At 70.0% G+C, this 24,638-nt stretch carries 19 protein-coding genes; 10 read left to right on the top strand and 9 right to left on the bottom strand.

From position 1 onward, the window contains the following. Position 1: 1 nt before the first annotated feature. From ACFQ4H_RS00095 to ACFQ4H_RS00080, 4 genes are all read left to right on the top strand, one after another. Positions 2 to 1,009 (top strand): glycosyltransferase family 2 protein, encoded by a 1,008-nt coding sequence (locus ACFQ4H_RS00095; RefSeq protein WP_377565378.1) that lies wholly within the window; start codon positions 2 to 4, stop codon positions 1,007 to 1,009. Further along, on the top strand, positions 1,006 to 2,028 hold the full coding sequence (locus ACFQ4H_RS00090; protein ID WP_377565375.1) for a glycosyltransferase family 2 protein: 1,023 nt from the start codon (positions 1,006 to 1,008) through the stop codon (positions 2,026 to 2,028). The genes ACFQ4H_RS00095 and ACFQ4H_RS00090 overlap by 4 nt, the downstream gene beginning before the upstream one ends. After that, the gene (locus tag ACFQ4H_RS00085; RefSeq protein ID WP_377565373.1) at positions 2,025 to 3,173 is read left to right on the top strand and encodes an endonuclease/exonuclease/phosphatase family protein; all 1,149 of its coding nucleotides are present in this window, start codon (positions 2,025 to 2,027) and stop codon (positions 3,171 to 3,173) included. Before ACFQ4H_RS00090 ends, ACFQ4H_RS00085 begins: the two co-directional genes overlap by 4 nt. 104 nt (positions 3,174 to 3,277) lie before the next feature. Then, entirely contained in the window at positions 3,278 to 3,772 is a 495-nt protein-coding gene (locus ACFQ4H_RS00080; RefSeq protein WP_377565371.1) for a DUF892 family protein, read from the top strand. Between the two features lie 31 nt (positions 3,773 to 3,803). On the opposite strand, the gene rnhA is transcribed toward ACFQ4H_RS00080, so the two are convergent. Continuing rightward, positions 3,804 to 4,355 (bottom strand): ribonuclease HI, encoded by a 552-nt coding sequence (gene rnhA / locus ACFQ4H_RS00075; protein ID WP_377565368.1) that lies wholly within the window; start codon positions 4,353 to 4,355, stop codon positions 3,804 to 3,806. Between the two features lie 116 nt (positions 4,356 to 4,471). On the opposite strand from rnhA, the gene ACFQ4H_RS00070 reads away from it, so the two are divergent. Next, a complete protein-coding gene (locus ACFQ4H_RS00070; RefSeq protein ID WP_377565366.1) occupies positions 4,472 to 5,827 on the top strand; it encodes a DprA-like winged helix domain-containing protein in 1,356 nt (451 codons plus the stop codon). Next, complete coding sequence (locus ACFQ4H_RS00065) at positions 5,824 to 8,523, top strand: DUF6493 family protein (protein WP_377565364.1); 2,700 nt, start codon at positions 5,824 to 5,826, stop codon at positions 8,521 to 8,523. The genes ACFQ4H_RS00070 and ACFQ4H_RS00065 overlap by 4 nt, the downstream gene beginning before the upstream one ends. Positions 8,524 to 8,619: 96 nt before the next feature. On the opposite strand, the gene ACFQ4H_RS00060 is transcribed toward ACFQ4H_RS00065, so the two are convergent. From ACFQ4H_RS00060 to ACFQ4H_RS00045, 4 genes are all read right to left on the bottom strand, one after another. Continuing rightward, positions 8,620 to 9,948, bottom strand: a complete 1,329-nt coding sequence (locus tag ACFQ4H_RS00060) for a cytochrome P450 (protein ID WP_377565361.1) — start codon at positions 9,946 to 9,948, stop codon at positions 8,620 to 8,622. 200 nt (positions 9,949 to 10,148) lie between these two features. Further along, positions 10,149 to 11,420: a S8 family peptidase gene (locus ACFQ4H_RS00055; RefSeq protein WP_377565359.1), complete on the bottom strand. Its 1,272-nt coding sequence runs from the start codon at positions 11,418 to 11,420 to the stop codon at positions 10,149 to 10,151. A 126-nt stretch (positions 11,421 to 11,546) separates the two neighbouring features. After that, positions 11,547 to 12,590, bottom strand: a complete 1,044-nt coding sequence (locus ACFQ4H_RS00050; RefSeq protein ID WP_377565357.1) for a hypothetical protein — start codon at positions 12,588 to 12,590, stop codon at positions 11,547 to 11,549. Between the two features lie 848 nt (positions 12,591 to 13,438). Further along, positions 13,439 to 13,879, bottom strand: coding sequence for a hypothetical protein (locus tag ACFQ4H_RS00045; RefSeq protein ID WP_377565355.1), 441 nt, complete (start codon positions 13,877 to 13,879; stop codon positions 13,439 to 13,441). A gap of 134 nt (positions 13,880 to 14,013) precedes the next feature. On the opposite strand from ACFQ4H_RS00045, the gene ACFQ4H_RS00040 reads away from it, so the two are divergent. The 4 genes from ACFQ4H_RS00040 (at position 14,014) to ACFQ4H_RS00025 (ending at position 20,462) form a co-directional block, all read left to right on the top strand. Beyond that, on the top strand, positions 14,014 to 15,783 hold the full coding sequence (locus ACFQ4H_RS00040; protein ID WP_377565353.1) for a thiamine pyrophosphate-dependent enzyme: 1,770 nt from the start codon (positions 14,014 to 14,016) through the stop codon (positions 15,781 to 15,783). Next, a complete protein-coding gene (locus ACFQ4H_RS00035) occupies positions 15,783 to 18,788 on the top strand; it encodes an FAD-binding and (Fe-S)-binding domain-containing protein (protein ID WP_377565350.1) in 3,006 nt (1,001 codons plus the stop codon). The genes ACFQ4H_RS00040 and ACFQ4H_RS00035 overlap by 1 nt, the downstream gene beginning before the upstream one ends. Beyond that, positions 18,775 to 19,884, top strand: a complete 1,110-nt coding sequence (locus tag ACFQ4H_RS00030; protein WP_377565347.1) for an enolase C-terminal domain-like protein — start codon at positions 18,775 to 18,777, stop codon at positions 19,882 to 19,884. Before ACFQ4H_RS00035 ends, ACFQ4H_RS00030 begins: the two co-directional genes overlap by 14 nt. Before the next feature lie 134 nt (positions 19,885 to 20,018). Then, a complete protein-coding gene (locus tag ACFQ4H_RS00025) occupies positions 20,019 to 20,462 on the top strand; it encodes a PPC domain-containing DNA-binding protein (protein WP_377565344.1) in 444 nt (147 codons plus the stop codon). 56 nt (positions 20,463 to 20,518) lie between these two features. Here the strand turns inward: ACFQ4H_RS00025 and ACFQ4H_RS00020 are convergent, their stop codons facing one another. The 4 genes from ACFQ4H_RS00020 to ACFQ4H_RS00005 all read right to left on the bottom strand — a co-directional run. Continuing rightward, a complete protein-coding gene (locus tag ACFQ4H_RS00020) occupies positions 20,519 to 21,493 on the bottom strand; it encodes a cytochrome c-type biogenesis protein CcmH (protein WP_377565341.1) in 975 nt (324 codons plus the stop codon). Further along, a complete protein-coding gene (locus ACFQ4H_RS00015; protein ID WP_377565338.1) occupies positions 21,490 to 22,071 on the bottom strand; it encodes a TlpA family protein disulfide reductase in 582 nt (193 codons plus the stop codon). Before ACFQ4H_RS00015 ends, ACFQ4H_RS00020 begins: the two co-directional genes overlap by 4 nt. After that, entirely contained in the window at positions 22,068 to 24,209 is a 2,142-nt protein-coding gene (locus ACFQ4H_RS00010; RefSeq protein ID WP_377565335.1) for a heme lyase CcmF/NrfE family subunit, read from the bottom strand. The genes ACFQ4H_RS00015 and ACFQ4H_RS00010 overlap by 4 nt, the downstream gene beginning before the upstream one ends. Further along, positions 24,206 to 24,638 (bottom strand): cytochrome c maturation protein CcmE (locus ACFQ4H_RS00005; protein ID WP_377565332.1); only part of this gene is annotated, 433 nt, incomplete at its 5' end. The genes ACFQ4H_RS00010 and ACFQ4H_RS00005, both read right to left, overlap by 4 nt.

Raw genomic sequence — 24,638 nt, 5'->3', positions numbered from 1 at the left:
GATGGAGCATCCGCTTGTCTCGATAATCGTGCCCAACTACAACTACGCACACACCCTGGAGGCCTGCCTGACCTCGTTACAGCGGCAGACGTACCAGCCGACCGAGATCATCATGGTGGACGACGGCAGCACCGACGACTCGGTGGCGATCGCCCGGCGGCTCGGCGTACGGGTGGAACACACCGCCCGCAACATAGGTGCGCCCGGTGCCCGGAACCACGGTGCCGAACTCGCCGCCGGAGAGATCCTGTTCTTCGTCGACTCGGACGTCGAGGTACGGCCGGACGCCGTCGCCAACGCCGTCGAACTGCTGCTGGCCGATGCCCGGATCGGCGCGGTCTGTGGCAACTACGATCCCGAGCCACTGATCCGGGACAGCCTGGTCGAGGAGTACCGCGCCCTACAGCAGTACTACTGGCTGGCGGCGGACGAGGGGGACATCACCACCACCTACACCGCGCTGTTCGCCATCCGTACCGATGTATTCCTCAACGAGGTCGGCCCGTTCGACCCGAGCCTGCGGCACACCGAGAACGCCGAGTACGGCCACCGGCTGTCCCGTACCCACCGGATCGTGCTCACCTCGTCGGTACGCGGCCGGCACGACTACGACGACCGGCTCGCTGTCGTGCTGAGCAAACTGTTCCACCGCGCCCGGCTGCACGTACCGCTGTATCTGCGCCGCCCCGACTTCCAGGGTGGACCGAGCCAGGACACCCGGGCCTGGGGCAGCCTCGCCGCACTGCTGACCCTGCCGTCGGTGGCACTGCCGGTGCTGTTCGGTCCGCTCTGGGCCGCGGTGCCGTTGTTGCTGCTCGTCGGGTTCCTGGCCGGTGAGGCTGGCGTGTTCCGGTTCGTGGCCGGGCAACGTGGTCCGGCGTTCCTGGCCTACTTCGTCGCCATGCACTTCCTGGCGACGCTCACCATCGCGCTGGCGGGCATGGCCGGCGTGGCGCAGTACGCGGTCTCGCCGGTGTTCCGGCGTACCTATGTGAAGGGAACAGCATGAAGCCCCTGGTCTCGGTGATCGTGCCGAACTACAACTACGCCGCCTCGCTCGAGTTGTGCATCCGGGCGGTCCAGGCCCAGACGTACGAGCCGATGGAGCTGATCGTCGTGGACGACTGCAGCACTGACGACTCGGTTGCGATCGCCACCCGGCTCGGCGCCCGCGTCGTCCGTACCCCGGCCAACGGGGGAGTGGCGGCGGCCCGCAACCTCGGGGTCGAGTTGGCCCGGGGCGAGGTACTGGTCTTCGTCGACTCGGACGTCGCCCCGCATCCGGACGCGGTGGCCCGGTCGGTGGAACTGCTGGCCGCCGACCCCAGCCTCGGTGCGGTGTGCGGAGTGCACGACCCGGAACCGCTGATCCGGGACAGCCTGGTCGAGGAGTACCGCGCCCTGCAGTACCACTACTGGTCGATCAGTTCCGAAGGCTTGATCACGTTCCTGTTCTCGGCCATGTGCGCGATCCGGCGCGAGGTGTTCGAGGAGGTCGGCCCGTTCAACCCCAAGCTGAACCGGATCGCGATGACCGAGGAGGTCGACTACGGACACCGGCTGACCCAGCGGTACGGCATGCTGCTGACCTCGGCCGTCGGTGCCCGTCACGACCACGACGACCGGCTGTTCGGGCTGATGCGCAAGCTGTTCAACCGGGCCCGGGCCCGGGTTCCGCTCTATGCGGCGCGGCGTCGGTTCGGCAGGGGCTTCGAGACCCCGCAACGTGCCGGGGGCAGCCTTGCCGCACTGGCCACGGTGGCCGCCCTTCCACTGGCGGTGCTGTTCGGACCGGTGGGGCTGGTCGTGCCGACCCTCGCCCTGGTCGTCTCGCTGGCGTCGGACGCCGGCATGTACCGGTTCGTGCTGCGCCGCCGGGGCCCGCTGTTCCTGGCGTACTTCACCGGCGTGCACTTTCTGGTCAACGTGGCGATCGCCACCGGAGTGGGGGTGGGGGTACTGCACTGGCTCTGCTCGGCCCGGTTCCGCCGGCTCTACGACCCGATCGTCCCCGTGGCGGCGATGTGACCGCCGTCCTCGATGCGCCGCCGATCGCCGCACCGGCGGCGCGCCGGGTACGGCGTTCCTGGCTGCGCCGGTCCGTCGCGGCCGGCTGGCTGGTGTTCGTCGTGGCCCACCTGGCGTTGTCCGGGCGGTGGTGGTTGTGGAGCGTGGTCGACATAATCCCGCCCCTGCTCTTCCTGGTGGTGCCGGCCGTGCTACTGACGGCTGCGCTGCCGATGGGTGCCTGGGCGGCGAGGCTGCGGGGGGTCCGGTCACGGCGGCCTGCCGTCGGGTTGTGGCAGGTTCGGCTGCTGGCGGTAGCCGCGCTGCTGCTGAGCCATGGCCTGGTCGGGATCAACCCGGCGGCGCTGTGGCCCGGTGCGGCCCCGGCCGGGCCACCGGACCTGCGGGTCGTGTCGTGGAACGTGGAGTTCTGGACCCAGACCGACGATCCCGAGCACTTCTATTCCTACCTGCGCGGCTTCGACGCCGACGTGTACCTGTTGCAGGAGTACCTGCACACGGAGGACGGCCCGGTCGAGATCGACGACCTGAGCCGGGTACGGAGCGAGTTCCCCGGTTACCAGGTGATCGTGGCGGGCGAACTGCTCACGCTCTCCCGGCTGCCGGTGGTCGGCGGTGGGAGGCTCGACGCCGGTGACCGGCTGGCGGCAACTGGCCTGGCCGTGCCGGCAGACATCGCGTTCCGTCCGTACCACGTCGTCAAGTCGCTACGCACCGACGTACGGGTGGGCGACCGGGTGCTCTCCTTCTACAACACCCATCAACCGGTGCATCTGGACACCCGGATCAGCCCGCTGACCGGCGCGTTCTACGACGTGCCCAGGGAGCAGTTCGGCCGGCGGCAGGTCCACCTCGAACTGCTGCGGGACGACCTGGCCGGCAACCCGAACCCGGTGCTGGTCGCCGGCGACTTCAATGCCACCGCCACCAGCGGCGAAGTGGCCGTGCTGAAATCACGGCTACGGGACGCGACGCCGGCCATGGACAGTGTCTATCCATCGTCCTGGGCCTTCCGTGGGCTACCGCTGTGGCGGTTGGACTGGGTGTTCACCTCTCCTGAACTGGTCGTCACCCGCTACCTGCTGCGCGATCAGGAGGGCATGTCCGACCATCGGGCGCAGGAGGTGACGCTTAGGCTGGGGTGATTGTTCCGTAAATCCGAATTGCCGCTGCGAGATGGTGGGTTCAACAGCGATGCGGTGGGTAGCCCCCGGTCCGGCAGGTGTAGCGAATCGGGCGGGAGAAGGCCATGGCAGTCGATACCCCGGAGGCCCTGTTCTTCTACGAACTGGGCATCCTGCGCGACGCGGAGGCGAGTGGTGGCCGATTGCTCGACTGGATCTGCGGCCATATCCAGAACAGCGAGCTGGCCCAGGAGTTGCGGCGGCAGCGCACGCTGAGTGACCAGCACCAGGAGAACATCGTCAGGTGCCTGGAGGTGCTTGCTGCCGCTCCGTTGGAGACGCCCTCGACCACCGTCGAGGGCATCCGCTCCAGGCTGGAGGAGTTCAACAGGTTGCGGCCCTCACCCGAGCTGCTGGACCTGTTCGCCGTCGGGACCGTCATCCGGTTCATGGATTTCTCCGTCACCAGCTACCGGAGCATGGTCGACTGGACGATGCTGATGGGGCAAACCGAGTGCGCCCGGAACCTGCGGAAGAACCTCGCGCAGAAGGAAGAGGGCGTGGAGGCTCTGGAACGGCTTCACCACCGGTTGAGCCGGGAGGTGCTTACTCCCGCCTAGTCCGGCGTCGGTGACGCGGTGTGGAACCGGATCATCGCCCCGGAGCGGAAGCCGTACCGGCCGCCACCGGCGGTCGCCCGACCCGGCGCGTCCTCGACCCGTCACCTGGAAGGGGAAGACCAGCGGACCCGCACGCCTCCCGCAACCCCGTGGCCGCCAGCCCGTCGGCGCGTTCGTTCTCCGGATGCCCGGCGTGACCCTTGACCCAGTGCCAGCTCACCTGGTGCCGACCCACCGCCGTGTCCAGGCGCTGCCACAGGTCGGCGTTCTTGACCGGCTGTTTGGCGGCGGTCTGCCAACCGTTGGCCTTCCAGCGGGGCAGCCACTTGGTGATGCCGTCCCGGACGTAGGTGCTGTCGGTGTGGATCCGTACCACCACCGGTCGGGTCAGACACTCCAGTGCCCGGATCGCCGCCATCAGTTCCATCCGGTTGTTGGTGGTGTCGTCCGCCTCACCACCGTGGATCTCCCTCTCCCGACTGCCGTAACGCAACACGGCACCCCACCCACCCGGGCCCGGATTACCGCTGCACGCACCGTCGGTGTAGATGTCCACGACCCTGTCAGTTGCCTGGGCTGTCACGACGGCACCATACCGCGACGGCGGACAGCCGGACCGTAGCCGACCACCGGTCACGGACCGTAGTTGGCCGCTGCGCATTGGCGGGATGTCGTACCGCGACGATAGCTTGCCTGGCCATGGCAGCGGTTGCTTCGTACTCCTACCTGGGCTCTTCGAGCCTCACGCCCGACGGTGGTCGCCTGACCTTGCAGACCTCGGGTGGTCCGGCGGCCAACCCGCGGTTCTTCACCGGCTTCGTCACCACCCCGGCCGCCGCGGCGGTGGGCCTGCTGGCGGTCGCCGAGGTGGCCCGTACCCGCTACTTCCAGCCGGTCAGCCCGGCCAGCCTCGACCCGGTGGTGACCGGCAGCCGGGACCGGCTGCGCTTCGAGTCGTTCTCCGGCTGCTGCGGTGTGTACGCCCGGCTCGACGTGCTGCCGAGCGGACTCGACGGGGAGATCGTCGCGCACGGCACCACCAACGTCGACGTCAACCCGCCGCTGCGGCAGGCCCTGGCCCGGGTTGGCGGAGCCGACCCGCTGCACTTCGCGGTCGGACCGGACGACCTGACGGTCACCACCTTCGACGGGCCGATCGTCGAGCGCAAAGTGCCACTGCCGACCCGCTGGCTACGGGGCTTCGCCGAGGCCCAGGTGATCACCTCCGCGTTCGACCCACGGGCGCGGATCAGCGCGGCCGACGCCATGGCGTTCCTGCGCCGCCTACCGGCCAGTGGCGACCGGTCGGTGCTGTGGGCGGTGCCAGCCGGCCGATCACTGCGACTGACCTCCCGTCCGGCCCCCGGGGCGGTCTGTCTGCCCGGGGCCGGGCGGCTGGTCGCACTGCGTCCGTTCCTCCGCTTCGCCACCGAGTTGCGGGTCTACGGCCCGGCCGTCGGCGCCGGCAACGGACCGGTGGCCAGCACGTGGGAGCTGGTCAGCCCGACCATGCGGTTGTCGCTGACGCTCTCTCCCGAGCCACATCGCGGATTCTCCGGTGAGGGCGCGGTGCTGGAGGCACTCGCGTCTGATGAGGCCGCCGACGACGCCAACCTGATCAGCGCACTCCTCTCCTGGGACCCGACGATCGACGTGGACGCCCTGGCCGGCGCGTCCGGGCTGGACGCAGCCCGGGTGCGGGCCGCGCTCACCCAACTCGGCACCTCCGGCCGGGTCGGCTACGACGTGTCCGAGGCCGCGTACTTCCACCGCACCCTGCCCTACGACGCGGGCACCGTCGAGCGGATGAACCCCCGGCTACGGGCGGCGCGGGCCCTGGTCGAGGCCGGTGCCGTGTCGATCGCCGGGGACCTGGCAACCGTACGTGGCGACCACGGCACCTACCAGGTGCGCTGTACCGACGCCGGGCTGTCGTGTACCTGTCCCTGGTGGGCCAAGCATCGGGGCGGGCGTGGCCCGTGCAAGCACGTGCTGGCGGTGCAGATCGTGCGCGATGGCGTGGCTGCGGAGACCCGGACCGAGGTGGCCCGATGATCACACCACCGCTGACCTGGCCGACGCTCAAGGAGCGGATCGAGCGGGACGACCTCAGAGGCATCGTCCGGCTCGTCAGCAACGCCACCGACGAGCAACGAACGGCGGTGGCCAAGGAGATCGAGGCGTACGTCCGAACCGTACCGGCCGACAAGTGGTGGAGCCGTGGGGCCAACCCGGCAGGCGGGGTCGGCCTCGCGGCGATCGGCTGCCTGCCCTCGGCGGCCCGGGTCGCTGCACTCCTGTGCCGACGCGGCCCTCGCGACGAGTGGAACCGGATACCGGCAAGGCTGTTCATACAGGTGGCCCAGGCCCGGCAGGTGCCCTGGCTCGGCGACCTCGCCGTACGGCTCACCGGCAAACTCCGCACCGAAGGCAGGGCCGGCGAATGGCACTTTGTGGTGGCACTGCTGACCGAGTCGGGTGCCACCCCGCCAATGAGCGAAGGCTTCGTCCGAGGATGGCTGGAGGACCGACACCGGTTCCGCGACGACCGTAGCGTCGCGAACCTCACCGCGCGGCTGCGCGACGATCCCTTCCTCGACCTGGTCCTACCGGCACTGTTCGAGATCGACCGGATCGGCAGCGACTTCGCCCAGGGCGGCTGGGACAACGCCCGCCGCACCTGGGACGACACCCCGGTCCTGCCGGCGACGCTCGTCGCGCTCGCCGAGGAGGGTCGCCTCGATCGCAAGATCCTGCTGGACGGGTGTGTGGGACGGTTCCTGCGCGGTGACCGCCCCGGCGCGCTGCGTTCGTTCATCCTCCTCTACGAGGCGCTCGCGCCGACCACCGAAGAACTGGCCGATCGGGCACTCGACTACGCCCAGCTACTGCCCGCCGCCCCGGCTGCCCTCGCCGGCCACGCCCAGCGGGCCCTTCGTACCGTCGACGACGCCGGGCGGCTGGAACTGGAGACCATGCTCGACGTCAGTCGCGAGACCCTGTTGCGCCGGGAGAAGGGACTGGTGAAGACGCAGCTCGGCTGGCTCGATCGGGTGGCCCGCCGACACCCGGACCGGGTCGGCGAGGTGCTCGACGTGGTGGCGGTCGCGTTCGGGCACGACGCGCTCGACATACAGGACCGGGCACTGGCAGTGGTCGCGAAGCACTTCGCCCGGCTCGACGGTCCGGTGCCGGCCGGACTGCTCGACGCGGCCGGGGCGCTCGGTGGGGATCTGCCGGCCCGCGCCGCGCAACTGTTCGGCATGACACCGTCCGGGTCGACCTCGGGGGCCGGTCCCGATCCGGTGCCGGTCGTACCCGCGCCGGCACCGGCGGCGATGCCACCGTCGATCGCCAGCGCCGCTGAGTTGGCGGAGGAGATCTCGGCGCTGCTCAACGGTGGCGAGAACGCCGTGGCCTGGGAACGGATCCTGGCCGGCGTGGTCAGCCTCGCCGCCGTCGACCGGGCTGGCCTGGCCGACGCGATGAACCCGTTGCTCGACCGCTACGCGGGCCGTTTCACCACCCGCTCCTGGGGCCATCAGCTCCGAATCGTCTGGCTCGGCGAGGCGATCCGCTCCGCGATCAGTGGCGAACGGCGTGAGGGCATCTTCGAGCGCATGGTCTCGTCGGTGCGTGAGGCGTGGCAGGGCAGGCGGAACAGACACGCGGGAGTGCCGGACACCCCGAACGGCGTGCTGGCACTGCGGATAGCCGAGATCTCCGCGCTGCTGCACCGGACGTCGGTGCCGTTCCTCGTGGCCACGCCCACCTCGGTCAACGGCTCGCTGGCGGTCGAGGTACTGGTCGATCGGATCAGCAGGGCGGAGGCGGACGGATGGCAGCCCTGGCCGCTGGACTTGGAACAGGCGCTGCTGAGGCTGCCCCGCGAGGTCGACCCGGAGATGGTGACCCGAGCCGGTGCTTTGACCTCGCCCGCCGGTGTCCGCCTGGCAAGGTGGCTGACCACGGGAGGCGTACCCGATCCGGTGGCCACCCGGGTGGAGCAGCGTCCCCGGGCCTCCCGCTCGCCAACCTACTGGGGATCGGACGCTCCGGCGCGGCGCGTGGTCGTCAGCCTCCGACCCGATGGCGACCCGTACGGACGGTTCGACCTTCATCTGTTCACCCTGCCCCGGTCGGAGGTGCCGACGTTCGCCCCCACCTTCGCGGACGACACATGGCCGGCCACGCTGCCCCATCACCGTGAGGCCATCGCCGCGTGGGCCCTACCCGGTCTCGCCTCGCTGGCCGACAGCGACCAGCGGGGCGGTGCGGAGGCACTGCCACTACTGGCGGAGTGCAGCGGCCCGGTGGGATCCGCAATGTCACTCGCCCTGGTCTACGGGCTCGGCGCGCGACACGAGTCCGACCGGGTGGCAGCCGTCGACGCGTTGCTCCTCCTGGCCGGCTCCGGGTCGTCGGCCACCGACGGGATCGGGCGTGAGCTGGGTGATCTGGGGGTGGACGGCACGGTGAAGCTGACCCGGGTGGTGCCGGGGCTCGCCGACGCTGCCCGGGCCGGGGCCGGGGCAGCGGTATGGCAGGTGATCTCCGCTGCCCTGCCCATGCTGTTGCCCGCAGCGCCCCGGGGCCTGCCCGATCTGCTGGCGCTCGGCGCCCAGGTCGTACCGACGCTCGGTGTGGGCGAGTTCGCCGGGATCTCCGCGCTCGCAGAGGTGGCCGGCCGGAGTGGATCCAGCCGACTGGTCACCGAAGCGCGTCGACTGCACCGCCTACTGGCCCCCTGATCGACTGTCGGTCCGACGGCCGCTGCTGACCGAGCCGGGTGAGCTGGTCGGGCCGGGGGCGCACGGCCTGACCAGTCCCGTGCTCCGCTGGTCAGGTCAGGCCGTCTCGACGAGCAGACCGCGCCGGGGGCGCATCGCGGCGTAGCTGGTCGGCCGGATCCGCTGGGAGGGCAGGCGCAGCGACGTACGGGCCAGCATCCGGGCCAGCATGACCGTCATCTCGGTGGTGGCCATCACCGCACCGATGCAACGGTGCGGACCGGCACCGAAGGGCAGATATTCATGCGGACCCGGTTTCCGGTAGTCCGGTCGCCGGGCATCCCAGCGTTCGGGCCGGAACCGCAGCGGATCCGGCCACAGTTCAGGCAGCCGGTGGGTCACGTACGGGCTGGCGATGAGCAGGGTGCCCCGGTGCACCTGCCGTCCGGCGAACTCGAAGTCCTGGACGACCTTGCGGGCCGTGATGACCGCCGGTGGGTAGAGCCGCAGGGTCTCCTGCACCACACCGTTGAGATAGACCAGTTGCCTGAGATCCGTACGGCCCGGCGGGCGGTCGCCGAGTACCGCCCTGACCTCGGCTGCGGCCTGGTCCCAGGTGCCCGGTGTGCTCAACAGCGCGTACACCGCCCAGGCCAGGGCGGCGCTGGTGGTTTCGTAGCCAGCCGCGATCAGGGTGACCACCTGATCACGGATCTCCAGGTCGCTGAGTGCGTTCCCGGTAGCGTCCCGGCCGTGCACCAGGGCAGCCAGTACCCCGTCCCCGGCCTCCTCGGCCCGGACGTCGCGTACCCGGTCGATCTCCGCGTAGATGCGTTCGTCTATTCGGCTCCGAGCCGCCACAGCCCGCCGCCAGATGGGCAACCGTAGCCGCCGCTGCCAGGTCACCATCGCCGGTAGCCGGTCGATGAGATCGAGGAGAGACTGTAGTTGTTCGCCGAAGAAGTCCGCGTCGGCGGCCAGCCGTGGCCCGAACAGTGACTGGATCGTGCTACGCCGGATCGCCGAGCGGAACTCCTGGTAGACGTCGACGGTCCGGCCGGCCTGCCAGGACTGGATGACCGCGTCCGCGTTCTCCGTCATGATGTTCAGATAGTTGTCGATCTGCCGGTGGTGCAGCGCCGGCTGCACCAGGGTACGGCGACGACGGTGATCCTCGCCGTCACTGACGATCATGGATGTCGGTCCGTCCACCGGTATCAGCGCCTCGTACGCCTCCCGCCAGCAGAACAGTTGCGAGTTGGCGGCGATGAACTGATTGGCCTCCGGGCCGAGCAGGTAGACGGTTCGGTTCCTGCCGGTACCGAACCGGATCACCGGGCCGTGCCGTCGATGCAGCCGCAGCAGTAGCTCGGCTGGTGAATAGTCGAGCGTGCAGTCGTCGAATTCCCGCACCGCTCGCGCCGTACCGCCCGAGTCCGAAACCATGGTCGCCGACACCGCGCGCCTCCGCACAATCCGCTACCGCTGTGGCGCGAACGCTACTCCGCCGACGAGAGGCGGGGATCTGCGGGTCTTCCCCGACCCGGTGACGGGCGGATGGCCCGTCACCGGGTCGGGGCGAGCGTGACGTCGTGCGGTGTCGGGTTGGCCGGAAGGTCGACGATGCCGCCCTCGGCCAGTGGTGCTCAGGGGCCGGTGTAGAGGAGCCGGCCGGGGGATCCGCACCAGTTGGTGGCGGGCACGATGCCGGTGGTCCCGTGCGAGACGATCGCCGAATGCACGGTGGCCGGCGTCGCGGTCGGGTTCGCGTTCAGATAGAGCGCGACCGCACCGGCGACGTGCGCTGTGCCGAACGAGGTTCCACTGTTGGTGGTCACCACGCTGTCACCGGTGTTCCACAGGGAGGTCACACCGATGCCCGGGGCGCAGATGTCGATGACGTCGCCCCAGTTCGAAGCGGCGGGTACGGTGTCGTTCCGGTTGGTGATCCCGACGGTCAGCGCCTGGGTGACCCGGGCCGGTGAGACCGTGTTCGCGTTGACGCCGTTGGCACCGGCCGCGACGGTGTAGGTGATGCCCCTGCTGATGGAGGCGCGTACCGCCTGGTCCAGGATGCTGCTGACCGGGCCACCGAGACTCATGTTGACCACGGACGGCGACGACGCGGTGCTGGTCACCCAGTCGATACCCGCGACCACTGCCGCAGTGGTACCGCTGCCGTAGTCGTTGAGTACGCGTACGGCGACGACGTTGGCGTCCTTCGCCACCCCGTACGTGCTTCCGGCGATGAGCCCGGCGACGAAGGTGCCGTGACCGTGGCCGTCCTGCGCGATGAGGTCGTTGTCGACCGTGTCGTAGCCGTAGCTGGCCCGCCCGCCGAAGTCGGTGTGCGTGATGCGTATCCCGGTGTCGAGGACGTACACCCGGACACCGGTGCTCGGCCCGAAGTTGTAGGTGTTGTCGAGCGGCAGGTAGCGCTGGTCGATCCGGTCCAGGCCCCACGAGGGCGGGTTTGCCTGGCTGCCCATCGCGTGCACCCGCTGATCCTGCTCGACCCGGGCGACGGCCGGATGGGCCGCCAGTCTTCTGGCGTCGCGCTCGGTCAGCTGGGCGGCGAAGCCGTGCAGGACCTGGTCGAAGACCCGGGTGACCTTACCGTTGTACCGGTCGACCAGACCGGTGGCCGTGGTCGCGGTCGCGGTCGCGGTCGTTTCGAGTTTGCGATCCTGGTCGAGCACGACGAGGTAGCTGCCGGGGACGGCGCTGGGGCTGCCGGCCCCGAGGATCGTGCCGGTGGCGGGTACGGCCGCCGCCGGGTTGGCGGTGACCATGGTGAGGATCACGCCGGTAACGGCGGCGGTGGCGGACAGCCAGCTGCCCAGCCGTCGGACCGGTGTCCGCTGGCCGGGCCGGTGATCCGATACCCGGGTGTGGACGGTTGAGTGGCCCAGGGTCATGAAGCGTTCCTCCCTTGTCCGCTCGGCCTGTTGGAGGGGTGTTCAGCTCATCGGGTTTATGTATTCGTACACGACGATGCCGGGGTGAGGGAACCGTGTGTCCCATTCACCCCGGCCTCCGTCAGGCTAGCCCTGCTGGCCAGCTGTCAGTTGATATTCCACACCGCCCAGATCGGTCTTTTCCGCGCCTTCCTTGGCGGGACCGAACTGCGTGACGTGCAGCGTGAACGGGCGTGACGAGGCGGCGTTCGCGGTGAAGATGAGTTGGAACTCCGGCCGTTCACCCGGGTTCAGCAGCAGGTCGCCGATGCGGGCCTGTTTCGGATCCAGGATCTGCACCTGGTTCTTGCCGATCTCACGGATGCCCTCGCCGGGGCGGCCGGCCTGCACCCAACGCTCGAACAGGGTCGGACCGAGATCGGCGACGATCGTACCGACGTTCTGGAACGGGACGTCGACGGCGGTGAAGACCAGGTCGTTCCTGGTGGGGACGGTGGTCCAGTTACCGATGGCGAACGGCCGCACCTGGGGCCGTCCGATCAGCGCGAACACCGAGTCGACGTTACGCCAGGCGATGTTGTTGTTGTAGCGGGTGTTGATCGTGATGTCCGGACCCTCGATGGTCATCGGGTCGGTGGGGGAGACCCAGCGGGCGAGGAGGCAGAAGTGCCCGGGGCCGGGTACGCCGTTCCACGGGATCGTCACCGTCGTGACGCCCGGAGGGACCGGGACACTCATGGCACCGATCTGGGTCCAGGCGCCGGGCCAGGCGGAGCCGCCACCCGGGGTGGTGCGGTAGACCCGCAGGGTTCCGTTGGCCGTGCCCGATCCGTACGGGCCCGGGTTGCGGAGCTTGACGAAGATGTAGTTCGTGACGCCGACGATCGGGTTCTGGCTGACCGCACACTCGATGGCGGTGGGGCAGACCTTGATGTCCGGGCTGGCCCACAACGGGTTGTAGCTGTGCGGCTGGTAGCCGAGGTCTGCGGCGACGTCCTTGATGTACACGTCGGTGGTGGCTGCGGTCGCCGGCCCACCGGCGGTCGTCGAGTCGGTACCGGCGCCGCCTGACGCGGCGCCGGCGCTCGACAGGGTCAACAGGGTTGCCAGCACCGCTCCGACGAGCAGCCGGGGAGCGGATCGGCGGACATGCCGACTAGCGGTACCCATGGAGGAATCCCTTCCGAAGACGGTTACGGGAGCGCCGAATGATCCCGAGAATGATCTCTTATGGCATCGGCAAAATCACTGTAGGGCACCGTTGAGCGTCAATGTAATAAGTGGAACCTCCAGTTGGGGTACGTGTCCGTCTATGTTGGGGAAGGCTTCATATCCCGGATGAAGCCCAATCCGCGGCGAAAAAAGTGGCCGGAAAATGTATCTGGTGAGCGGGGCGTGGATTGGATGTATCGAGAGTGGTTGAACGATGTTGCGATGAGTCCAGAACGCCGCGATCGTCGGGAACCGCACCTGCCCGAGTTGTTCCGAGAGGGACGATCGCAGATCGTCAGGCGTCGGCATTCCAACGACAGGAGGCTCGGTGTGCGGCCGGCGACAGGTCGAGGGCGTCCCGTACGCCGGCACGTTGGTGTCGACGTGGCCGGTGGAGAGGGTCCCACCAGGGGGTGCGGTCTTTGGCGGCACCCACCCGGTCAGCGAGGGCCTCGGCGAGCCGGCCGACCGGTACCGGCGGCTCCCCGACGCGAGCTGCCAGCTCGGTCAGCGCGGCGGCGGGTCAGCACGCACGGATTCCCGATGTCGGTGTCCGGACCGGCGCGCTCGGCCCAGGCCGCTGCCATCAGACGAGGGTCGCGACCCGGCCCCGCCGGTGGCGGTGCGGATCGCGCTGCCATCAGACGAGGGTCGCGACCCGGCCCCGCCGGTGGCGGTGCGGATCGCGAACCGGGCCCGGTCACCGTCAGGTGGGAAAGGAGGAGCGGCAGGGTGCGGCCGCTCGGTCGGTCCGGGCGAACGAGGGCAGCCTCCGCCAGGTCGACGTGTGGCGGATGGCAGATGCCCTACCTGCTGCTTCTCCGTGAGACACCTTCCGGGTGCATCCCCGTCTGTTCCTCGATCGAGTTGTCCGGCAGGTCACCGGTTGCGGTGTCGTTCGGGTACGTCCGACGCCTGGGTGCGGGGTCGGGGGGCGCTCCCGGGCCGGCCATCGGAACCCGGCTCGGCTCGACCGTACCGAAACCGTGTCGTCCCGCCGGGCCGGACGGGCCGGCCGGGGAACCGGCCCGTTGTTCACCCCGCCGGCCCGGAGGTACGGCAGCCGGCTCGCTTCCCTCGTCCAGCGGTGAATCCTCCCCGACTCCCCACGGGGGATTCCGGTCGATGCTGCCGGTCGTGCCCCACGGCTCGGGTGACTCGGGGCCGCCCTTCGGAGCGGATCCGCCGCCGGCCTGCGGGTTCACCTTGCTGCCGGTCCTGTTTCCCGGTTGCTTCCTAGCGCTCATGAAACCCACCTCGCCTGTTCGGATCGGGTGTCCGTACCGGTTATGCCCGGACAGCGGCCAGCCATGCGACAAAAGAGCTGGTCGTCGCAGCGTCGGCGATGTTTAAAAGCCGCCTCGCGGGTATCAGGTCCGGTATGGGTGCGATCGCCGCTGAAGTGCTGGTCAGCCGCTTGGCCGACTGGGGTGTCCGGACCGTGTTCGGGCTGCCCGGGGACGGCATCAACGGGATCATGGAAGGGCTCCGGCGCAACGCCGACCGGGTCCGGTTCGTACTGGTGCACCACGAGGAGGCAGCGGCCTTCATGGCGACCGCTCACGCCAAGGCGACCGGGGAGATCGGGGTGTGCCTGGCGACCAGCGGGCCGGGCGGGATCCACCTGGCCAACGGGTTGTACGACGCGAAGATGGACCACCAGCCCGTGCTGGCGATCACCGGTATGCAGGAGACCAGCGTGCTGGGCACCGAGTACCAGCAGGAGGTGCAGCTGGACCGGCTCTTCGCCGACGTCTCGGTCTACAACCAGATGATCGTCAACCCGGCGCAGCTGCCCAGCCTGGTGGACATCGCGATCCGCACCGCCTACGCCCGACGCGGGGTGGCGCACCTGACCGTGCCCAACGACATCCAGGTCGCCGATGCCGGCCAGCAGCCGTACGAGTTGGTCGCCCCGGCCAACCCGCCGGTGACGTCACCGATCTACCTTGCACCGCCGATCCGCCCCCGGGACGACGACCTGCGTCAGGCGGCCCAGGTTCTCAATGCCGGCGACCGGATCGCGATCCTGGTCGGTATCGGGGCCCGTGGCGCGGCCCCCCTGATCGAGCGCCTGGCCGACACCCTCGACGCGCCGGTGATCAAGACGTTGTCCGGCAAGATGGTGCTGCCCGACGATTCGCTCTACACGACCGGCGGCATCGGTCTGCTCGGCACCCGACCGAGCGAGGAACTGATCGAGGACATCGACACGCTGATCATGCTCGGCACGAACTTTCCCTACACCAAACATCTGCCCCCGCCGGGAAAGGTGAAGACGGTGCAGGTCGAGATCGAGCCGACCCGTGCCGGGGTACGGATGCCGACCGACGTGCCGTTGATCGGTGACGTCTCCGCGACCCTGGAGGCGTTGCTGCCGATGCTGCAGCGACGTCCCAACCGCCGTCATCTCAAGCACTACCAGGCGAAGATGGCGGACTGGCGGACGAACATGGCCGCACTGGAGTCGGCCAGCCGGGATCCGATCGCTCCCCAGTATCTCGCCTCGCTGATCGACGATCTCGCCGCCGACGACGCCGTGCTGACCTGTGACTCGGGCACCGTGGCGACCTGGGCGGCGCGGCACTGGACCATCCGGGGCGGGCGGGAGTTCTACCTCTCCGGCAACCTCGCCTCGATGGCACCGGCCCTGCCGTACGCGATCGCGATCCAGCACGCCTACCCGGGGCGGCAGGTGATCGCCTACCCCGGCGACGGTGGGTTCGCCATGCTGATGGCGGAGTTCCACACCGCCTGTCGGTACCGGCTGCCCATCAAAGTCGTGATCAACAACAACAACTCGCTCGGGCAGATCCTCTGGGAACAGATGGTGCTCGGCTATCCCGAGTACGGCGTCCGGTTCGAGGGCCCCCGTCCCGACTTCTCCGCCTGGGCGAAGGGCTGCGGCGGGTTCGGGACGTACGTCGAGCGGCCGGGTGACCTGCGGGAGGCTCTGCGGGAGGCGTTTGCCTTCGACGGCCCGGCGGTGATCGACGTCGCGGTCGACGCCAACGAACCGCCGATGCCCGGGAAGATCAAGTATGAGCAGGCCAAGCACTTCGCCGAAGCGTTCATGCGGGGCCAGCCACATCGGGCGTCCATCGCGACGACCCTGTTCAAGGACAAGATCCAGCAACTGCGGGAACGCTGATGGCGACGGTCGAGTTGCCCACCCCAACCGTACGGGGGACCCGGGAGCGGGCTGTTGACCCGGCGGCCCTGGCCGCCACGCTGTCCCGACGGGTCGCCGGGGAGGTGCGCTTCGACCGGGGCAGTCGGGCGCTCTACGCCACCGACGGATCCAACTACCGACAGGTGCCCATCGGCGTCGTCGTCCCCCGTGACCTGGACGATGTGGTCGCGACCGTGGAGGCCTGCCGCCAGCACGGCGCACCCGTGCTCTCGCGGGGCGGCGGGACGAGCCTCGCCGGCGAGTGCTGCAACGTCGCCGTGATCATCGACTTTTCGAAGTACGTCAACCAGATCGAAGCCTTCGACCCCGTCGCCCGTAGGGTGATCGTGCAGCCGGGGATCGTCCTGGACGACCTCAACGCGTTCACCAGCCGACACGGCAACCTGATTTTCGGGCCCAAGCCTGCCACCCACTCGCACTGCACCATCGGCGGGATGATCGGTAACGACTCCTGTGGCTCGACCGCGCAGTGGAGCGGTACCACCGCCGCGAACGTCCGGCGGTTGGAGATCCTCACCTACGACGGCACCCGGATGTGGGTCGGCCCGACCTCCGACGACGAGTACGACCGGATCCTGGCTGCCGGCGGCCAACAGGCCGAGATCCACCGTCGGTTGCGGGAGTTGCGCGACCGTAACGCCGCGGTGCTCCGGGGCTTCCCGGAGCTGCCCCGCCGGATCTCCGGATACAACCTGCCCGCGTTGCTGCCCGAGTACGGCTTCAACGTCGCCCAGGCGCTGGTCGGCAGCGAGTCGACCTGCGTCACCATCCTGCGCGCCGAGTTGACGCTGCTGCCCGAACCGTCGGAGAAGGCGATGGTGCTCCTGGGCTATCCGGACATCGTCACCGCGGCACACGCCGTACCGGAGGTCATCCCACACCAGCCGTTCGTGCTGGAGGGACTTGACGACAAGCTCATCAGCTACGAGTCACGCAAGCACATGCATCCCGAGGCACTGCACCTGCTGCCCGAGGGGGGTGCCTGGCTCCTGGTCCAGTTCGGTGGCACCACCCTCGACGAGGCCCGCCGCAAGGCGGACGACCTCGTCGGGGAACTGCGCCGGGGCCAGCGGCCACCGACCGTGAAGGTCTTCGACGACCCGCTCCACGAGCAGCAGATCTGGCACGTCCGCGAATCGGCGTTGGCGGCCACCGCCCGGGTGCCCGAGATGGCCGACACCTGGCCCGGGTGGGAGGACTCGGCCGTGCCACCGGAACGGCTCGGCGACTACCTCCACGACTTCGTGACGCTGCTGGACGAGTTCGGTTATGGCGACGCCAGCCTCTACGGGCACTTCGGCAACGGCTGCCTGCACACCAGCATTCCGTTCGACATGATCACAGTCGACGGGGTGGCCCGGTTCCGCGCGTTCGTCGAGCGGGCCGCGGACCTGTGTGTCGCCAACGGGGGATCGCTCTCCGGCGAGCACGGCGACGGACAGGCCCGGGGTGAACTGCTGACCAAGATGTACGGCCCCGACGTGGTGCGTCTGTTCGAGGAGTTCAAGGCGATCTTCGACCCGGACAACCGGATGAACCCCGGCAAGGTCGTCCACGCCAACCCGCTCGACGGGCAGCTACGCCTCGGCCCGGACTATGCGCCGGCGGAACCGTCCACCTACTTCCAGTACCCCGCCGACCAGAACAGCTTCGCCCGCGCAGCCAACCGCTGCGTCGGCGTCGGCCGGTGCCGCCGACACGGCGGGGGTGTGATGTGTCCCAGCTACATGGTCACCGGCGACGAACAGCACTCGACCCGGGGCCGGGCCCGGCTGCTGTTCGAGATGGTACGGGGCGAAACCGTCACCGGCGGGTGGCACGACCAGGCCGTGGCCGACGCACTCGACCTGTGTCTGGCCTGCAAGGGCTGCAAACGCGACTGTCCGGTCAACGTCGACATGGCCACCTACAAGGCCGAGTTCCTCGCCCACCACTACGCCGGTCGGATCCGCCCACGTGACCACTACAGCCTCGGCTGGCTGCCGGTCCTGGCCCGGCTGGCCCTGTTGGCCCCGGGCGCGGTCAACAGCCTGGTCCGGGCCCCGGGGATCGGCACCCTGGCCAAGAACCTGGCCGGGGTGGACCCGCGCCGGGAGATGCCTGCGTTCGCCGCCGCCAGCTTCAAACGCTGGTTCCAGCGGCGCGTGCCCCAGGGCACCGGCACGCGCGGGCCGGTCCTGCTCTGGCCGGACACCTTCACCACCTATCTGTCCCCGGGGATCGCCGCCGCGGCGGTCGGCGTGCTGGAAACGGCCGGCTTCCGGGTCCTCATGCCCCGTCGACAGGTCTGCTGCGGACTTACCTGGATCTCCACCGGTCAACTGGGGATCGCCCGCCGGGTGTTGCGCCGCACCCTCGACGTGCTCGCCCCCTATCTGCGTGCCGGCATGCCGATCGTCGGGCTGGAGCCGAGTTGCACCGGGGTCTTCCGCTCCGACGTGCACGACCTGCTCGGTCACGACCTCGATGGGGAACGGTTGGCGGCACAGACCAGGACCCTCGCCGAACTGCTCCTCGAACGCGCCCCCGACTTCACCCCGAGGCTGTCGACGGCCAGCGGTCAGCGGCCGAAGGCGATCGTGCAGACCCACTGTCATCAGCACGCCGTCCTCGGGTTCGATGCCGACACCACCCTGATGGAACGCATCGGGCTGGATGCGGACGTGCTCGACTCCGGCTGCTGTGGACTGGCCGGCAACTTCGGCATGACCTCCGAACACCGCGAGGTCTCCCTGGCCTGCGCCGAACGGGTCCTGCTGCCGGCCGTACGGGCCACCGACCCGGCGACGCTCGTGATAGCCGACGGGTTCTCCTGTCGTACGCAGATCGAGGACGCCCGCGCCGGGCGTCGTCCCGTACACCTGGCCGAGATCGTCAACGGGGCGATCCGGGGGATGCCGGTCGGTGCGTACCCGGAGCAGGTCCTCGTTCGGCGACCCGGTGGCCCCCGTGACCGGCAGTGACGTACCGATAGCCAGTCTGAACTGGGCGGTCTACCGCGTACCCACCGATCAACCCGAGGCGGACGGCACGATCGCCTGGGACTCGACCACCATGGTGCTGGTCCGTGTCGAGGGCGGTGGGTTGGTCGGCACCGGATGGACGTACGGGGCGGCAGCCGGCGGCGCGCTGATCGGGGAACTGCTGGCCGGTGCCGTCGTCGGGCGGTGCGCACTCGACGTCACGGCTGCGTACCGGGCGATGTGCCGGGCGACCCGCAACGTCGGACGGCCGGGGGTGGTCGCCACCGCCATCGCCGCGGTCGACACCGCGCTGTGGGACCTCAAGGCACGTCTGCTGGGGGTACGTCTGGCCCGGCTGCTCGGGGTGGTGCAGGATCGCGTCCCGGTCTACGGCAGCGGCGGGTTCACTACGTACGACGAGCCGCAGCTCCGCGCGCAGTTGGGCACCTGGGTCCATGAGCTGCGCATCCCCCGGGTGAAGATCAAGATTGGGGAGTCGTGGGGGAGTGCGGTCGGGCGGGACCTGACCCGGATGCGGCAGGCCCGCGAAGTCATCGGCGCGGATGCCGAACTGTTCGTCGACGCCAACGGTGGCTACACCGCCAAGCAGGCGATCCGGGTCGCCGACGCGGCAGCCGACCTCGACGTGCGCTGGTTCGAGGAGCCGGTCTCCTCCGACGACCTCGCCGGACTGCGGGCGGTACGCGAGGCGGTCGAACCGGACGTGACCGCCGGTGAGTACGGCTACGACCTGCCCTACTTCCAGCGGATGTGCGCGGCTGCCGCGGTGGACTGTCTACAGGTCGACGTCAGCCGGTGCGGTGGGATCACCGAGTGGCAGCGGATCGCTGCCGTCGCCGCCGCCCACGGTCTCGAGGTCTCCGGCCACTGCGTGCCCCACCTGCACGTCGACGTGGCGGCGGCCACCGCCAACCTGCGCCACCTGGAATGGTTCCACGACCACGTACGCATCGAGTCGATGTTCTTCGACGGTGTGCTGATGCCCTCTGGCGGACTGCTCGAGCCGGATCTGACCGTGCCCGGGCACGGGTTGGAGTTCCGTGAAGCCGAGGTACGACGGTTTCGCATCGCCTAGTGCCGGACCCGATGAATCAACGCGTCCGGTTCGGGTAGCCGCATGCGGAGGGCGGGCCGCCGACCGGAGGGTGGAATCGGCCGCCTGGCAGTTAGCCGACAACCGGGGAGATCCCCGGGGCGGGAGCCGAGCAGATGCGCGTTCGGGAACTCACTGACCAGCGGTCCCGGGTCCTGGTGATCGTGTGTGACCAGGGGGAGGAGGCCGTCCGGGCGGTGAACGAGGCGATCCGCCAGTATCGGGTCGGGGCGGCCCAGGTGACCGGGGTCGGCGGGTTCCGGGCCGGCGAACTCGGCTACTTCGACCGGACCAGTCGGACCTACCTGCCGATCCCGGTCGACGAGCAGGTCGAGGTGCTGTCGTTGGTCGGTGACGTGGCGCAGCGGGACGGCACGCCGGAACTGCATGCGCACGTCGTCTGTGGCCGCAGGGACGGCTCGACAGTCGGCGGCCACCTGCTGCGCGGGGAGGTCTTTCCCACCCTGGAGATCATTGTGACCGAGGTCGTTCCGGCGTTGGCCAGACGGTTCGACGCGGACATCGGGCTCGCCCTGCTGGACCCCGGCAGCGCGGACTGACGGGACCCTGCTCCGACGGACTCGTCAACGCTCCCGTGATCGATCCGGAAGAGCGGTCATCCCCCACCGAGCAGGCGTCGCACCTCCGAGGTGGCCGGATGCTCCGGTGCGAGAGCCAGGAACCGACGCAGGGTCGAAGCGGCCGACGGCGAACCACTCTCCCGTTGCGCGAGCCCCAACATCAGCACCGCCTCCGGGGCGTCCGGATGCGCGGCCAGCACCTGCCCGGCCAGTTCCTCGGCGTCGGCGGAGCGCCCCGAGCGGAGCAGCGCGAACGCCATCCTGAGCCGGACGACGTCGTCGGGCCGTTGGCTCAACATGGCCTGGTAGACCTCGACGGCCTCGCCGTACCGGCCCTGCTGTTCGAAGGAGCGGGCCAGGGCAAGCTGGGAGGTGACCGCGTCGACGACCGGGTCCACCGGTCGAGGGGCGGGCGAAGGCGCGGTCACGGCGATCGTGGCGATCAGCCCGAGCAGACCCAGGGTGCCGACGGTCCAGATCCGACGGTTCAGCCGCACCGCGTCCGTACGCCGGATCCGACCGGCCCCGGTGACAGTCGGGCGGGACTGGTGTCGTGGGCTGCTCGAACGGTTTGGCGGGACGGCCGACCGGTGTCGCGCCCACCGGGACAACCTGGTCACGATTACGACTCGGTGGAGCCGTCGCGTCATCGCCGCCAGACCGAGCAGCAGGGCCAGCGCAGGTACCACCCACAGCAGCAGTCCGAGCCCCCGGGCCGGCGGTACGGCCAGCACCTCGGGGCCGTACCGCTCGACGAAATAGGCACGGATCTCGTCCGGGCTTCGCCCGGCGGCGTGTTGCGCCGCTATCGCCTCGCGCATCGAAGCGGCGATCGGCGACCGGGAGTCGGCGACGGATTCGCCCTGGCAGGCGGGGCACCGCAGGTCGGCGGCCAGTGCGGACACCGGATCCGCTGTGGGTGATCGGCTCGTCGACCGCCAGGTCGCGACGGCGGCACCGACGAGGAGCAGGACCAGGACGGCAACGGTGCCCAGTCGTCGTACGGTCATGGGTTCAGCAGCGGCGCTACCCGCTGGTCCAACCACGGTTGGGTGATCGGGCCCCGCGCCCAGTGGGCCACCCGGCCGTCCCGGTCGACGACGAAGGTCTCCGGAACGCCGACGGCTCCCCAGTCGACCGCCACGGTTCCACTCCGGTCGACCAGTACGGGCAGCGTTTCCACACCCGCTTCCCGCAACATCCTCCGCGCGGAGTCGTCGTCGTCCCGTACCGCCAGCCCGACCAGTCGGAGTCCCCGCTCCGACCAGCGCCGGTGGGCCTCGGCCAGCAGGGGAAGCTCGGTCCGGCACGGACCGCACCAGGAGGCGAAGACGTTCACGAGCACCACCTGGCCACGCAGCCGGCTGAGGTCGAAGTGGCCACCGTCGAGCGTCTGGCCGGACAGTGGTGCGGCGACGGTGCCGGGGGTACGTGTGACCGGTCCGCTGTCGGCGCCGGTCGGGTCCGCCGGCGCCCGGTGCAGCCCGACCGCCAGGGTGAGGCCGGCAATGGTGACGCTGATCAGGGCGATCAACGGCAGATACCGTCGTCGACGCGTCGAGGGTGTCCGGGCCGGTGCCGTCATCATCGTGGTGCGCCCCGCGGGACGGCGGCCGACGCTGTCGTCATGGCTGTGGCGCCGCCTCCGGGGCTGGCCTTGGCGCTGTCCCCGGAGTTGGCCGACCCGGGGCCGGTCGAGCCCCGATCGGTGAGCTGGCGTGGTCGACGCCCGATCGCCAGAAGGCCACCGAGCACGGTCAGCGCACCACCGGCCCAGAGCAGCCCGACGAGTGGACTGACGGCCAGCCGTACGGTGGCGCTGTGGCCATCGGGGGAGACCGCGATCAGTGTGGCGTAGCTGTCGCGGAGCAGCCCCGCCCGGATGCCGGGGATGCCGATCGTCATGTCCCGGGCCGGATAGTGCCGTAACTGCGCCGCGACCGTCCGACTGCCGCCACTGCCCGAGTCGAGCGCGAGCCGGGCGCTCACCACCATGTCCGCCTCGCCGCCGCGCCGGTCGACGGCCACCAACCGGGCCGACGTCCCACCGACGGTGATCGTCTGACCGACGGTGACTTCCGCCTCGGTCGCGGTGGTGTACGCGGATGAGCCGGCCACGCCGACCGCGACGAGGGCGATCCCGGCGTGTGCCAACAGGCCGTCAACGGCCCGGCGGCGGAGCGCCACGCCCCGACCCGGTCGGGCGGCGGCTGCGGTACCCGGGCGGCCGGGGGCCGCTGGTCGCCCATGGTCCGCTGTGCCGGCCTGCCGCTCGACCCGTAGCCGTTGGACCAGTAGTCGGGCGGCACCGGTGACGACGAAGGCCGCACCGCCGAACGCGGCCAGCGCAGCCGGTCCGGGACGGCTGACCAGCCCGACGGCGGTGACCACGGCCAGGGCGGCGCAGGTGGGCAGGGCCAGTCGACGCAGCGTTTCCGACACCGGGCGGGTCTCCCGGCCCAGTAGGGGAGCGACGCCCATCAGGACGAGCAGCGTGATCATCAACGGGACGGCGGTCCGGTTGAAGTACGGCGGGCCGACGGCCGTGCGGGTTCCCGTCAGGGCCTGCGCGACGAGTGGGAAGACGGTGCCGATCAGTACGACGGCGGTGAGGGTGGTCAGCAGGACCGTGTTGCCCCGCAGGGCGGTTCGCCGGGTCAGCAGCGGTCTGCCGATGCTGTCGTCGGTGCTCCCCGGCAGGTTGGCTTCCACACCGTTGCCGAGCAGATGGGCGCGCCAGCCGATCAGTCCGATGACGGTGGCAGCCGTCAGCAGCACGAAGCCGAGCAGCATCGGTCCGAGTGCCGACTCGGTGAAGGCGTGCACGCTGGCCACCGATCCGGACCTGGTCAGGAAGGTGCCCACCAGGACCAGGAGGAAACTGGCGCAGGCGAGGCTGACGGGCCAACCTGCCGCCCTCGTCCGCCGACCCGGAAGCAGCCCCGAGTGCAGGAAGGCGGTGGCGGTCAGCCAGGGCAGCAGCGAGGCGTTCTCCACCGGATCCCAGGCCCAGTAGCCGCCCCAGCCCAGCACCGCGTACGACCACCATGCGCCGAGGGTGATGCCGGCGGTCAGCAGGGCCCACACCAGCAGGGTCCAGTTGCGGGCCGCCCGTAGCCAGTCGGTGCCGGAACGGCCGGTCAGCAGGGCCGCGACCGCGTAGGCGAACGGGATCACCAGGCCGATGTAACCGGCGTACAGCAGGGGCGGGTGCAGTCCCATCGCCGGATGCTGTTGCAGCAGCGGGTTCGGGCCGGGGCCCGTGCCGGGTGGTGCGGCCACGGGTTGGAACGGGTTTGCGGCGAAGTAGGTCAGCGCGAAGAAGAACACGGTGACCACGCTGACCACGGTCATCGCCCAGGGTTGCAGGTACGCGTTGCGGCGGGGCGCGGGTCGGGACAGCAGCGTAGCGTAGCCGCCGAGGATCAGTAACCAGAGCAGTAGTGATCCGTCCAGGGCCGACCACAGGCTGGTGACCGTGTAGTAGACGGGTACGTGGCGACCGCCGTTCTCAGCCACGAACCGTACGGTGAAGTCGTGCCGGAGCAGGGCCCATTCCAGCATCGCGCAGGCGACCACGGCGGACAGCAGCATGCCGCCGGTCAGGAGCCGGGCCGGCCGTCGGGTGGCCGGGCCGGTCAGCGCGACGCGTAGCCAGAGCAGGGCCGCGCCGGTCGCGGTGATCAGTCCGGCCGCCAGCGCCGAACTGCCGAGGGTTCCGGTCATCCGGCTGTCCCCGGCGAGGGCGATGCCCGGTACTCGTTGCCGTGCCGGACGATCACCTGATCGGCGTGGAAGGTGCCGTCGGTGCCCAGCACACCCTCGACGACCGCGCCCTCACCTTCCCGGAAGGTCTCCGGGGGCATACCACGTTGTGTGACGGTCAGTTCGCGACCGCCCTCGGCCAGCCGGAAGACGGTGTGCGTGCCGTCGTGTCGGACCGATCCCGGTACCACCTCGCCGCCGAGCCGGATCCGGTCGCCCGGGCTGCCGGGTTCGGTGAGGACCTCGTCGGGGGTGCGGTAGTAGCTGAGGGTGTCGTTGAGGGTGGCCGCGACGAAGAGCCCGACGGCGGCCAGCGCCACGCAGCCGGTCGCGAACCGGGCCCAGCCGCCCCGCCTCACCGTCGGCCCCGTCGGGCGGGCGACGGTGCCG

The sequence above is a fragment of the Micromonospora sonneratiae genome, from assembly GCF_042679305.1.
GTDB classification, from domain to species: Bacteria; Actinomycetota; Actinomycetes; order Mycobacteriales; family Micromonosporaceae; genus Micromonospora_H; species Micromonospora_H sonneratiae.
The sequence above is the reverse complement of the archived record's forward strand: the minus strand, read 5'-3'. Positions and strand labels throughout refer to the sequence as shown.

Excerpts from the sequence above, each read along its gene's own strand:
- ACFQ4H_RS00020 (WP_377565341.1), bottom strand. The coding sequence starts at position 21,493 with ATGACCGTACGACGACTGGGCACCGTTGCCGTCCTGGTCCTGCTCCTC.
- ACFQ4H_RS00050 (WP_377565357.1), bottom strand. The coding sequence starts at position 12,590 with ATGGGTACCGCTAGTCGGCATGTCCGCCGATCCGCTCCCCGGCTGCTC.
- ACFQ4H_RS00090 (WP_377565375.1), top strand. The coding sequence starts at position 1,006 with ATGAAGCCCCTGGTCTCGGTGATCGTGCCGAACTACAACTACGCCGCC.
- ACFQ4H_RS00080 (WP_377565371.1), top strand. The coding sequence starts at position 3,278 with ATGGCAGTCGATACCCCGGAGGCCCTGTTCTTCTACGAACTGGGCATC.
- ACFQ4H_RS00065 (WP_377565364.1), top strand. The coding sequence starts at position 5,824 with ATGATCACACCACCGCTGACCTGGCCGACGCTCAAGGAGCGGATCGAG.
- ACFQ4H_RS00060 (WP_377565361.1), bottom strand. The coding sequence starts at position 9,948 with ATGGTTTCGGACTCGGGCGGTACGGCGCGAGCGGTGCGGGAATTCGAC.
- ACFQ4H_RS00035 (WP_377565350.1), top strand. The coding sequence starts at position 15,783 with ATGGCGACGGTCGAGTTGCCCACCCCAACCGTACGGGGGACCCGGGAG.
- ACFQ4H_RS00095 (WP_377565378.1), top strand. The coding sequence starts at position 2 with ATGGAGCATCCGCTTGTCTCGATAATCGTGCCCAACTACAACTACGCA.
- ACFQ4H_RS00015 (WP_377565338.1), bottom strand. The coding sequence starts at position 22,071 with ATGATGACGGCACCGGCCCGGACACCCTCGACGCGTCGACGACGGTAT.
- ACFQ4H_RS00070 (WP_377565366.1), top strand. The coding sequence starts at position 4,472 with ATGGCAGCGGTTGCTTCGTACTCCTACCTGGGCTCTTCGAGCCTCACG.
- ACFQ4H_RS00040 (WP_377565353.1), top strand. The coding sequence starts at position 14,014 with ATGGGTGCGATCGCCGCTGAAGTGCTGGTCAGCCGCTTGGCCGACTGG.
- ACFQ4H_RS00010 (WP_377565335.1), bottom strand. The coding sequence starts at position 24,209 with ATGACCGGAACCCTCGGCAGTTCGGCGCTGGCGGCCGGACTGATCACC.
- ACFQ4H_RS00055 (WP_377565359.1), bottom strand. The coding sequence starts at position 11,420 with ATGACCCTGGGCCACTCAACCGTCCACACCCGGGTATCGGATCACCGG.
- ACFQ4H_RS00045 (WP_377565355.1), bottom strand. The coding sequence starts at position 13,879 with ATGAGCGCTAGGAAGCAACCGGGAAACAGGACCGGCAGCAAGGTGAAC.
- ACFQ4H_RS00025 (WP_377565344.1), top strand. The coding sequence starts at position 20,019 with ATGCGCGTTCGGGAACTCACTGACCAGCGGTCCCGGGTCCTGGTGATC.